The following is a 12,215-nucleotide window of genomic DNA, read 5'->3' as shown; positions in this document are numbered from 1 at the left end:
TATCGATTTTTATTTAGGAAATTTCTTTCTAATCTCGTCTAAACACAAATTACCTATACTACCAATATGTGTATGGTGTTTTGAAGTATCTGGTTTATATGAACCTTCTTGTACTTGCTTACCAATTTGCTGATAAGCGTTTCTAAAAGACTGCCCTTCAACCACCAAATTATTAATACTATCTACCGTAAATAAGTATTTATACTTTTCATCATTTATATTTACATCCTTAACAATTATTTGCTGTATACTGTATGTGAAAATATCTAATACATTGAGCATATCAACAATACCACCTATCATATTCTCTTTTAATAATTGAAAATCTCTATGGTACCCACTGGGCAGATTATTAGTAATCAAAACCATTTCCGTTTGTAAGGCTTGAACCTTATTGCATTTACCTCTAACTAGTTCAAAAACATCTGGGTTCTTTTTATGCGGCATAATACTGCTACCAGTAGTAAATTCATCTGGAAAACTTATAAAATCAAAATTCTGACTCATATACAAACAAATATCCATTGCGAATCGTGCTAATGTGTTTGCTAAACCAGATAGAGCTATGGAAACAGTTCTTTCACTCTTACCTCTACTCATTTGAGCAGCTACGGCATTATACTTTAAAGTTGAAAAGCCTAATTCTTTTGTAGTAAATTCTCTGTCTATAGGAAAGGAGCTTCCGAAACCAGCTGCCGAACCTAATGGGTTTTGATCCACAGTTTTTAAAGCTGCATTTAATAGATAAGTATCGTCAATAAGCAATTCAGCATAAGCTGAAAACCATAAACCAAATGAAGAAGGCATTGCTACTTGTAAATGCGTATAACCAGGTAATAACTTATCCTTATGAGCTTCTGCAAGTTTAAGCAACGAATCAAATAAGACCTTAGTTTTACTTTGAATAAACTTAATGTGATCTTTATAATACAATTGTAATGCAACTAGCACCTGATCATTTCTAGAGCGAGCAGTATGAATCTTTTTGCCAACCTCACCATACTTCTCTGTGAGTTCATATTCAATTTTAGAGTGTACATCCTCAAATTGATTTTCTATAACAAAAGTTCCTTCTTCCATTTGCTCATGTAATTCTTGTAATCCTTTCTCCAAGTCAGATAATTCCTTATCAGAAATTAAACCAATATGTTTCAGCATTTTGGCATGAGCTAAAGAAGCCTGAATATCATATTTAGCAATATTTAAATCGATCTCTCTATCATTACCGACAGTGAATTGCTCTATTTTTTTATCTATTGAAAATCCTTTGTCCCACAACTTCATAATACTCGTTTTAAAAGTTTAATATATATATCTATACCTTCTTCTATTTCATTTATATAAATAAATTCATCTGCAGTATGTGATCGAGTGCTATCACCTGGACCCAACTTTAATGAAGGGCAAGTCAACACAGCTTGATCAGACAATGTAGGTGAACCATAGATTTCTCTACCTAAAGCAATGCCTGCTTTAACTAGATCGTGATCCGTAGGTATTGAAGATGAATTTAATCTTAAACTTCTTGGGGTTATCTCTGAACAAGATGATTCATTTTTCAACATTTCAGCTATTTCAGTATTAGAATACTTATCATTAACGCGAACATCTATTACCAAATTCACTTCGGCTGGAACAGCATTATGTTGCTTACCTGCGTTAATTTGCGTTACCGTCATTTTCACATCTCCTAAAACTTCTGAAGTTTTATTAAATTGAAAATCATTAAACCAGTTAATCACCTTACCTACTTTGTATATTGGATTATCATCATTAGGATGGGCGGCATGACTTGGAGTTCCTTTTATTACAGCATCAAAAACTACTAGTCCTTTTTCTGCGACAGCTAAATTCATCAACGTTGGTTCTCCAACAATGGCCACATCAATTTCAGGAATAACAGAGAGTATACTGTTTAATCCATTTTCACCACTACTTTCTTCTTCAGCAGAAGCAACATAAACCAAGTTATATTTTAAATCTTTATGGCTATAGAAATAACTAAATGTAGCTAATAATGAAACTAGACAACCACCTGCATCATTGCTACCTAAACCATATAATTTACCATCTTCTACTATAGCTGTAAAAGGATCTTTAGTGTAACCATTATTAGGTTTTACTGTGTCGTGATGCGAGTTCAATAATAATGTTGGTTTTTTAGTATCAAAGCATTGATTTGTAGCCCATACATTATTATTATTTCGTTGAAAATGAATTTTATAACGCTTAAACCATTGTTCAATTAATAGCGCCGTTTTATTTTCTTCTGACGAAAATGAAGGGGTCGCAATTAAATTTTTTAAAAGCTCAATAGCATCTAGAGTTAAGTTATCTATCATAACTGAATTGTTGTAAATATTGATTTTTCGTTGAAAAGCATTTCTGGTTTCCCTATACAAACTTTATCTACGTTGTTATTTAAGGCATGAAAACAATTTGTCATTTTTGGAAGCATGCCATTAGCTATAATGTCGTTTTTAAGTAAAGATTTATATGAGATAGTATCTATAGACTCAATTACTGAATTATCATTTTTCACATCACTTAACACTCCATTTTTTTCAAAGCAATAATATAATTCTGTTTGCATTTTTTGAGCTAATCCAATAGCCAATTCTGCTGCAATTGTATCTGCATTGGTATTAAGTAGCTGCCCATTTTCATCGTGAGTAATAGCACAAAACACTGGTGTAATTCTATTATTCAATAAAAGAGATAATAAACCAGAATTTACATATTTAACATCTCCTACAAAACCAAAATCGATTTCTTTTACGGGACGTTTTTCTGATACTATAGTGTTTCCATCGGCTCCTGTAAAACCAACAGCATTACAATTATTAGACTGTAATTTAGCTACAATGCTCTTATTAATTTTACCGGCATACACCATAGTAATAATTCCTAAAGTATCTTTATCGGTAATACGTCTTCCATTCGTCATTTTTACCTCAACACCCATTTGATCTGCAAGTTTGGTAGCTAATTTACCTCCACCATGAACAAGTATTTTAGGTGATCTAATTTTAGAGAACTCATATAAAAAATGATTTAATGCTTGTTCATCATCAATAATGTTTCCTCCAATTTTTATAACTTTTAATGTATCCATTCTACAAATCCTCTAAAATCTTTTTAAGTACTATTTGAGCAGCATACGTTCTATTATTAGCTTGTTCTATAACAACAGAATTATCTCCATCTAAAACAGCATCTTCTACAATTACATTTCTTCTTACCGGAAGACAATGCATAAACTTTGCACTGCCAAGTTTTTCCTTTGTAATCATCCAGCCTGAATCTTGATTCAGTACTTCTCCATAATCTGAATAACTACTCCAATTTTTAGCATAAACAAAATCGGCACCTTCTAAAGCTTCATCCTGATTATAACTTACAGGTGTTTCTTTCACAATTTTAGAATTTAACTCATATCCTTTTGGATGAGTTATCATTAATTCTACATCTTGCTCTTGCATTATTTTAATAAATGAATTTGCAACAGCATGAGGCAATGCCTTTGGATGAGGAGCCCACGACAAAACTACCTTTGGTTTTTTTGTAATCTTTAATTCTTCAACAGTTATAGCATCTGTTAACGCCTGTAGTGGGTGAGCTGTTGAACTTTCCATATTTACTATTGGAACCGTTGCATATTTTACAAAACTTTGGAGAACATGCTCTGATTCATCTTTTGCTTTATCTTTTAAACTTGAAAAAGCTCTTACAGCAATAACATCTGCGTATTGCGATATTACTTGGGCTGCTTCTTTTATATGTTCAGCTGTATTTAGGTTCATTCTTTTTCCATCTTCAAACTCTAAATTCCAAGTATTGCTAATATTTAGCACCATAACTTGCATCCCTAAATTTTTAGCTGCCTTTTCGGTACTTAATCTTGTTCTTAAACTTGAATTGAAGAAAAGCATTACTAACGTTTTATTCTTACCTAAATCTGAAAATTGAAAAGGATTTTTTTTGATCTTTAAAGCCTCAATAATAGTCTTGGAAAAATTTTCTATATCGTTTATGTCTGTGTATTTATTCATAACTCTTCTTTTAGCGCTTCAAAAAATGTGTCTATATGTTTTTTTTGAAGTGTTAATGGAGGAAGAATTCTCAAAAGATTAGGATTTTTTGCGCTTCCAGTAAATATTTTATGCTCAAAGATTAAAGCCTTTCTAAGCTCAGAAACAGGAAAATTAAATTCTAAACCTAATATTAAACCTCTACCTTTTATAGTTTTAATTTGAGGTAGTTCAACAGCCTTTACTTTGAAATATTCAGACATATTTTTAGCGTTTTCTAATAAATCTTCTTCCTTTAAAACATCTAATACTGCTATTGAAGCTGTACATGCTAAATGATTACCGCCAAAAGTTGTTCCTAACAAACCATGAGATGCTTTTATATCTGAATGAATCAATATTCCTCCAATTGGGAATCCATTACCCATTCCCTTTGCCATAGAAACAATATCTGGTTTTATACCATGCTTTTGAAAAGCAAAGAAATCTCCCGTTCTACCAAATCCACATTGAATTTCGTCTGCAATCAAAAGTGCTCCATACTCTTTGGTCAATCTTTCAAGCCCTTTGTAAAACTCTGTAGAGGCTTCTTCTAAACCTCCAATACCTTGAATAACTTCTATTATAACAGCACAAACATCACCTTCTTTTAAAGTTTGTTCAACTTTAGTTAGATCTTCAAAATCAATTAACTCTACTTCTTGTTGTGCATTGATTGGAGCAATTATTTTAGAGTTATCCGTTGCGGCAACTGCCGCAGAAGTACGGCCATGAAATCCATTTTTAAATGCAATTACTTTGCTTTTTCCCGTTTGAAAAGATGCAAGCTTTAATGCATTCTCGTTTGCTTCAGCGCCAGAATTACATAAAAATAAACTATAGTTCTCACACCCAGAAATCTCTTTCAGTTTAGTAGATAATTCTTGTTGTAAAGGATTCTGAATGGAGTTACTATAAAAACCAAGTTTTGAAACTTGACTACTAATATTTTCCACATATTCTGGATGTGAATGACCGATTGATATCACTGCATGACCTCCATAGAGATCGAGATATTCACTTCCTTTATTATCATAAACAAAAACATCTTTAGCTCTTACAGGTGTAACATCAAACAAAGGATATACATCAAACAAATGACTCATAACTGCTTTGTTTTAATTGTATTGATTTTATTGAAAGATGCTACCATCCCTTGAATTAATGAAGAACTCAATCCTTTGTGTTCCATTTCATTTAGACCTTCTATAGTACATCCTTTAGGTGTAGTTACTTTATCTATTTCTTCTTCTGGATGATTCCCAGTAGTAATTAATAAATTAGCTGCTCCTTCACTTGTATACATTGCTAATTCTTGGGCCTCTTTGGCATCAAAACCTAACTGAATAGCTGCTTGCGTTGTAGCTCTTATTAGCCGCATCCAAAAGGCAATACCACTAGCGCAAACCACAGTGGCAGCTTGCATCTGTGTTTCTGGTATGCTAATAGAAGTACCTAGTCTATTAAAAATCGCTTCAGCAATTTTAATTCGCTTTTTACCTTCTTCGTTACTACAAATGCAAGTCATTGATTTGCTCACAGCTATAGCAGTATTTGGCATTGCTCTAATTACAAATTTATCTGAACCAACAACTCCCTCCATTTTTGAAATAGAATACCCAGTAATTGTAGAAATTAATACATGATTTTCTGTAAGAAATGGCTTAATCTGTTTTAAAATATCTTCAAAATGTCTAGGTTGAACAGCAAAAATTAATATATCTGAATTCTTTACTGCGTCCTCATTATTTTGAGTTAGAAACACATTTTTATAGCCTTCAAATTCTTTAATCTCATTTAAATTCCTTTTGGTAAGATAAAGGCTTGTTATGGCATCTGTTGTTATTAGTCCTTTAGCAATTGATTTTCCTAAATTTCCGGTTCCTATTATTGCGATTTTCATATCGTTATTTTTAAAAAAAGTTAGCTTTTAATTGTAGTCCATCTGTTTCTTCAAATCCGAACATTAAATTCATATTTTGAATAGCTTGTCCTGAAGCTCCTTTTAAAAGATTATCTATGCAACTTGTTATTAATAATTTATCGTTATGCATATGTAAATGAATTAAGCATTTGTTAGTGTTTACAACCTGTTTTAAATGCAATTCGTTATCTGACACAAATGTGAAGGTATCATCTTTGTAATACTCTTTATATATTGATTTTGCTTCTTCTAAAGAGCCATTACATTTAGTATAAAGCGTTGCAAAAATTCCTCTTGAAAAATTACCTCTATTTGGCATAAAATTAATCTCAGTCGAAAAATCACTTTGTAATTGTTTTACAGATTGATTTATCTCTCCTAAATGTTGATGCACAAATGGTTTGTAATACGAAAAGTTATTATCTCTCCAAGTAAAATGTGTTGCTTTGCTCAATGAAGTTCCTGCGCCAGTAGCACCTGTGACGGCATTAACATGTACATCATTTTTAATCAGATTTGCATTTGCCAACGGCAACAATGCAAGTTGAATAGCTGTTGCAAAACATCCTGGATTAGCAATATAATTTGCCTCTTTAATTACTTCCTTTTGTAGTTCAGGTAAACCATACACGAAATCTTTTCCTTGAAAATTCTTATTAGCTTCTAATCTAAAATCATTTCCTAAATCAATAATTTTAGTAGTATCTGAAAAAGTATTAGACTCTAAAAATTTAACTGAATTTCCATGTCCTAAACACAAAAACAACACATCTACATTTGGATTTACAGCATCCATAAAGGTTTTATCAATTGCCCCAACCAAATCTTGGTGTACATCACTAATTTTGTTTCCAGCGTTACTTGTACTGAATACAAAATTAATTTCAGCGTTTGAATGATTAAGCAATAATCTGATTAATTCCCCAGCAGTATATCCTGCTCCTCCTATAATTCCAACTTGTATCATGATACTGCGTTTACTTGTTGATATATCTTATTTTGATTACCAAGAATTTTGATAAATCCTTTTGCTTCATCTGCACTCCAACCTTTATTCATTTCTCCATAACTTCCAAATTTTGGATTCATCAAGTCATGTTCAGAAACAATTCCATCAAGAGTAAAGTGATAAGGTTTTAAACTAACAACTACATCTCCTGATACTTTTTCTTGACTATTTTCAAGAAAAGCTTCTATATCTCTCATTACAGGTTCTAAATATTGTCCTTCGTGCAAATGCATACCGTAAAAACTTGTCAAATATTCCTTATGTTGTAACTGCCATTTGGTAAGTGTATGCTTTTCTAATAAATGATGTGCCTTAATAATGACAAGTGCTGCTGCTGCCTCAAAGCCTACTCTTCCTTTAATGCCAACTATGGTATCACCAACATGAATATCTCTACCTATGGCATAAGCTGAAGCCAATTCGTTTAGTAATTCAATATTTACTTCTGGTTTGTTTTGTTTACCATTTAATGCTACTAACTCCCCTTTGCTAAATGTTAGTGTAACTTTTTCTTCTGTTTCATTTTTTAATTGAGATGGGAAAGCTTTTTCTGGTAATGGATCTTTAGAGGTTAATGTTTCATCACCTCCAACACTAGTTCCCCATAATCCTTTATTAATTGAATATTTTGCTTTTTGCCAAGACATATCAACTCCATTTTTTTCTAAATAATCAATCTCTTCTTGTCTTGATAATTTGTTATCTCTAATTGGAGTTATAATTTCTATTTCTGGAGCTAAAGTTTGAAAGATCATGTCGAATCTAACCTGATCATTTCCAGCTCCTGTACTACCATGTGCAATATAACTAGCATCGATGCTTTTAGCATATTCAACAATTTTAATTGCTTGAATAATTCTTTCGGCACTAACAGAAAGTGGATAGGTGTTGTTTTTTAGCACATTACCAAACACTAAATATTTAATAACTTTCTCGTAATAATCGGAAACAGCATCTATATTAACATAAGATTTAGCGCCCATTTTTAAGGCTTTGGTTTTAATTTCATCAATCTCTTGACAGGTAAAACCTCCTGTATTAATACTTACTGCATGTACTTCAAAACCTTCGTCTTTTGAGAGATGTACCGCACAATATGATGTATCTAATCCGCCGCTATAGGCTAATACTAGTTTCTTCATTTTTTATTCTTTTTTAAAAATCTTGCTTGTTTTATTCTTTTTAGTCTTTGAAAAACATTTGATTTTACCTTTTCATCTTTATCCTTCTCAATTGCATTAGGGTCGTAAAGCATTCCTGTACATAAACACATACTCTGTTGTGTACGTTGTAAAACATCATAATTTTTACAAGTCTGACAGCCATTCCAAAATGATTGATCATCTGTAAGTTCAGAAAAAGTAACTGGCTTGTAACCTAAATCACTATTTAGCTTCATAACTGCTAAACCAGTCGTTATACTAAATACTTTTGCATCTGGAAATTTAGCTCTTGAATGCTCAAAGACTACTTTTTTAATTCTTTTTGCTAAACCTTGTCCTCTATAATCTGGATGTACAATTAATCCTGAATTGGCTACAAACTTTCCATGACTCCATGTTTCTATATAGCAAAATCCAGCAAAGGCATCTCCATCTAAAGCTATAACTGCATTACCTTTTTCCATTTTGGAAATGATATACTCCGGCTTTCGCTTTGCTATTCCTGTACCTCTAACTTGAGCAGCATCTGCTATAGTATCGCAAATTATATTTGCATAAACTGTATGTGATTTATTAGCAATAACAATTTTCATTGTTGTTGATTTAAAATTTTAAAATGTTTTTTTGATATTTGAAATAAAGAACCGGACTCACCTAGGTTCATAAATAGAAACATACCCTTACGGGCGACGCGGGAAACGACGACGTAAAACAGACTTATTAGAGAATCTAACTTCTGCTTTATTAAATAATATGTCGGTATAATGTTTCAAGAAAAAAGTAATAAATAAAATTAATAATCGATAAACTCTAAATTAGCGCATACAGCGACAGCGCACCTTGGGAGAGTGAGTTTTGGGGTGTTGATTATGTTTATTTATTTTATTCATTGAGGCAAATGTAGAAAAAAATATGTGTTATCAATAAAAAAATATTATAATATTTTGTTTGCTAGTCATTTATATGAATATCGTAAAAATCTACTATCATTTTTATGATATTCTTTAATGTGCATGGAAATAATATATTACTCATAAAGGTCAGAAGACAAGTAGCGATCACCTCGGTCACAAATAATAGTGACAATAGTTCCGTAATCAATTCTTTTTGCAACTTCTAAGGCAGAAGCAACTGCTCCACCACTACTCATACCAGCAAAAACACCTTCTTTTTTTGCTAATCTCTGTGTCATTAATTTTGCTTCTATTTCACTAACTTCAATTATATTATCTACTTTCGATTCTTTGAAAATCTTAGGAACATAAGCTGGAGACCATTTGCGGATTCCTGGAATTCTAGAGCCATCTGTGGGCTGTGCACCAATTATAGAAATGTTAGTGTCTTTGTCTTTTAAAAATCTTGAAACTCCAGTAATGGTACCTGTGGTACCCATTGCTGAAACGAAATGCGTAATCTGACCTTGAGTGTCTCTCCAAATTTCTGGTCCGGTAGTTTTATAATGAGCTTTCCAGTTATCATTATTTTCGAATTGATTTAATAAGAAGTATCCCTTATTTTTATGAATATCGAAAGCAACATCTCTTGAGTATTCAATTCCTTTATCAGCAGAAGTTAATAAAACCTCAGCTCCATAAGCTTTCATGGTTTTAATACGTTCTTCGGTAGAGTTTTTAGGCATAACTAGTGTAATATTTAGACCCAAAACTTTAGCTGTCATTGCCAAAGCTATGCCAGTATTACCACTAGTTGCTTCAACCAAAAAATCACCACGTTTAATATCACCTCGTTTTAAGGCTTCATTAATCATATTAAAAGCGGGGCGATCTTTTACACTACCACCAGGATTATTTCCTTCAAGCTTTAAAAATAATCTAACTCCTTCTTTTGAGATAATATTTTTAGCTTCTACTAAAGGTGTGTTTCCTATTAAACTGGTAACGTTTTTACTATCTATTTCTGGTTCTAATATTGAACTCTTTTTCATAAGTTAGAATTGAATTTTCTTGAACAGAATTCGTTACACATACATTTGCACCCACAACGCTATTAGCACCAATAGTAACATTACCTCCTAAAATAGTTGCATTAGCATAAATAGTTACATTATTTTCAATAGTAGGATGTCTCTTAGTTTTAGCCAAGCTTTTTTTAACCTGTAAGCCGCCTAAGGTCACTCCTTGATATATCTTTACATCATTGTGGATAATTGCTGTTTCACCAATTACTATTCCTGTGGCATGATCTATAAAAAATGAGTCTCCAATTGAAGCACCAGGATGAATATCGGTACCTGTTAAACCATGTGCATATTCACTCATCATTCTCGGGATTATTGGGATATTTATTTTATAAAGCTCGTGACTTAAACGATAGACCGCAATTGCATGAAATCCTGGATAAGCTAAATAGACCTCTTCTAGGCTCTTACAAGCAGGGTCGAATTTTTCAAAAGCCAAAGCATCTAAATCTAGCTTTTCTCTAATAGCTTTAAATTTATCTTTATAAGTCTCCCAAATAAACTCGCTATTTTCAATTGATAACTTTTGAGATATTTTCAGAAATAAATCTCTAACCTCATCAATATTATTATAATAATAAGCCTCATCAAATAAACTATAAAAAAGTTTTTTAGTAAAAACCTCAACAGTGTCTTTTAAGCAGATATTATAATTTTTAATTTCTATTTGTTCTTTTAATTGAACTCCCATATACTCAATTTAAGATTCTGGTGCTAATTCGATTTCTAGATAATGTAATTCTTGTGTAATCGGTATTTGACACCCCAATCTACTATTCTCTTTTACATAAAACGCCTCGGATAACATTGCTTCTTCTTCATCTTCTTTCTCAGGTAAATCATGATCAGATAACACATAACATTGACAAGATGCACACATAGCTATTCCGCCACAAGTTCCTTCAACTGGAAGTTCATAAGATTTACATACTTCCATTAAATTCATTGCCATATCTGTCGGTGCTAACACCTCATGAATTACACCGTTTCTATCTTTTATGATTATATTAACATCTCTCACTATACAATTGCTTTTATTACTGCTTTTGGAGCTTCTTTGCGAGTTCCATCAAAACCGTTAATACCGCTAACCGTTGTGTATTTTAATACATATTTCTTACCCGGATTAATTATTTTATAAGCAGATTGGCACATTAACGTAGCTTCATGAAAACCACAGAGAATCAATTTTAATTTACCTGGATAGGTATTTACATCACCAATAGCATAAATACCAGGAATGTTGGTTTGATAGTCAAACGTATCTACTTTAATGGCATTCTTTTCAATTTCCAACCCCCAATTACTTAAGGGACCTAATTTTGGTGACAAACCAAATAGCGGAATAAAATAATCTGCATCTATAATTTCTTCTTCCCCTTCTCTAATTACTGAAATAGCTTTTAGTTTAGTTTCTCCATTCAATTTTGTAACCTCAGCTGGAGTGATTAGGTTTATTTTACCTAAAAGTTTCAATTCTTGAACTCTATCAACCGAGTCTAATGCACCTCTAAATTCACCTCGCCTATGGATTAATGTTACTTCAGAGGCAACATCTGCTAAGAAAATACTCCAATCTAACGCCGAGTCACCTCCTCCAGCTATCACTACTTTTTTATCTCGATATTTTTCTGGATCTCTTATAATATAATCTACCCCTTTATCCTCCAAGTTTGCCAGATTATCTAATTGCGGTTTTCTTGGTTCAAAGGACCCTAAACCACCTGCAATAGCAACTATAGGAGCATGATGTTTTGTTCCTCTATTAGTCGTTACAATAAAAGAACCATCTTCTAGCTTTTCGATAGTTTCTGCACGTTCTCCTAACGTAAAACCTGGTTCGAATTGTTTGCCTTGCTCTAGTAAATTTTTAGTGAGATCACCTGCTAGTACTTCTGGAAATCCGGGAATATCGTAGATAGGTTTTTTTGGATAGATTTCTGAACATTGACCGCCTGGCTGTGGTAACGCATCTATCAAATGACATTTTAGTTTTAGTAAACCCGCTTCAAAAACGGTAAATAACCCCGTAGGACCCGCTCCAATTATTAATATATCTGTTTTTATCATT

13 protein-coding genes are annotated in these 12,215 nt (G+C 32.4%); all 13 read right to left on the bottom strand.

What is annotated here, in order from left to right; genetic code table 11:
- Nucleotides 1–9 precede the first annotated feature (9 nt).
- Nucleotides 10–1,284 (bottom strand): argininosuccinate lyase, encoded by a 1,275-nt coding sequence (gene argH, locus AC1EUV_RS11555; protein WP_480198868.1) that lies wholly within the window; start codon nucleotides 1,282–1,284, stop codon nucleotides 10–12.
- Nucleotides 1,281–2,342: a M20 family metallo-hydrolase gene (locus AC1EUV_RS11550; RefSeq protein ID WP_480198867.1), complete on the bottom strand. Its 1,062-nt coding sequence runs from the start codon at nucleotides 2,340–2,342 to the stop codon at nucleotides 1,281–1,283. The genes argH and AC1EUV_RS11550 overlap by 4 nt, the downstream gene beginning before the upstream one ends.
- A complete protein-coding gene (gene argB, locus AC1EUV_RS11545) occupies nucleotides 2,339–3,115 on the bottom strand; it encodes an acetylglutamate kinase (RefSeq protein ID WP_480198866.1) in 777 nt (258 codons plus the stop codon). The genes AC1EUV_RS11550 and argB overlap by 4 nt, the downstream gene beginning before the upstream one ends.
- A 1-nt stretch (nucleotide 3,116) precedes the next feature.
- On the bottom strand, nucleotides 3,117–4,052 hold the full coding sequence (locus tag AC1EUV_RS11540) for a Rossmann-fold NAD(P)-binding domain-containing protein (protein ID WP_480198865.1): 936 nt from the start codon (nucleotides 4,050–4,052) through the stop codon (nucleotides 3,117–3,119).
- Nucleotides 4,049–5,176 carry an aspartate aminotransferase family protein gene (locus tag AC1EUV_RS11535; protein WP_480198864.1) on the bottom strand — a complete coding sequence of 376 codons (1,128 nt, stop codon included), beginning with the start codon at nucleotides 5,174–5,176 and terminating at the stop codon, nucleotides 4,049–4,051. Before AC1EUV_RS11535 ends, AC1EUV_RS11540 begins: the two co-directional genes overlap by 4 nt.
- On the bottom strand, nucleotides 5,173–5,973 hold the full coding sequence (gene proC, locus AC1EUV_RS11530) for a pyrroline-5-carboxylate reductase (RefSeq protein ID WP_480198863.1): 801 nt from the start codon (nucleotides 5,971–5,973) through the stop codon (nucleotides 5,173–5,175). Before proC ends, AC1EUV_RS11535 begins: the two co-directional genes overlap by 4 nt.
- Before the next feature lie 10 nt (nucleotides 5,974–5,983).
- Nucleotides 5,984–6,961 (bottom strand): N-acetyl-gamma-glutamyl-phosphate reductase, encoded by a 978-nt coding sequence (argC, locus tag AC1EUV_RS11525; RefSeq protein ID WP_480198862.1) that lies wholly within the window; start codon nucleotides 6,959–6,961, stop codon nucleotides 5,984–5,986.
- Entirely contained in the window at nucleotides 6,958–8,145 is a 1,188-nt protein-coding gene (gene argG / locus AC1EUV_RS11520; protein ID WP_480198861.1) for an argininosuccinate synthase, read from the bottom strand. The genes argC and argG overlap by 4 nt, the downstream gene beginning before the upstream one ends.
- Nucleotides 8,142–8,759 carry a GNAT family N-acetyltransferase gene (locus tag AC1EUV_RS11515; RefSeq protein ID WP_480198860.1) on the bottom strand — a complete coding sequence of 206 codons (618 nt, stop codon included), beginning with the start codon at nucleotides 8,757–8,759 and terminating at the stop codon, nucleotides 8,142–8,144. Before AC1EUV_RS11515 ends, argG begins: the two co-directional genes overlap by 4 nt.
- A gap of 434 nt (nucleotides 8,760–9,193) precedes the next feature.
- Entirely contained in the window at nucleotides 9,194–10,111 is a 918-nt protein-coding gene (gene cysM, locus AC1EUV_RS11510) for a cysteine synthase CysM (RefSeq protein WP_480198859.1), read from the bottom strand.
- Entirely contained in the window at nucleotides 10,074–10,835 is a 762-nt protein-coding gene (epsC, locus tag AC1EUV_RS11505; RefSeq protein ID WP_480198858.1) for a serine O-acetyltransferase EpsC, read from the bottom strand. The genes cysM and epsC overlap by 38 nt, the downstream gene beginning before the upstream one ends.
- 9 nt (nucleotides 10,836–10,844) lie before the next feature.
- Nucleotides 10,845–11,165 carry a 2Fe-2S iron-sulfur cluster-binding protein gene (locus tag AC1EUV_RS11500; protein WP_480198857.1) on the bottom strand — a complete coding sequence of 107 codons (321 nt, stop codon included), beginning with the start codon at nucleotides 11,163–11,165 and terminating at the stop codon, nucleotides 10,845–10,847.
- Entirely contained in the window at nucleotides 11,165–12,214 is a 1,050-nt protein-coding gene (locus tag AC1EUV_RS11495) for an NAD(P)/FAD-dependent oxidoreductase (RefSeq protein ID WP_480198856.1), read from the bottom strand. Before AC1EUV_RS11495 ends, AC1EUV_RS11500 begins: the two co-directional genes overlap by 1 nt.
- Nucleotide 12,215 lies beyond the last annotated feature (1 nt).

The organism is Maritimimonas sp. 2304DJ26-3 (genome assembly GCF_056591635.1).
Note: the sequence above shows the minus strand (reverse complement) of the source record. Positions and strands in the feature narration are given on the sequence as shown.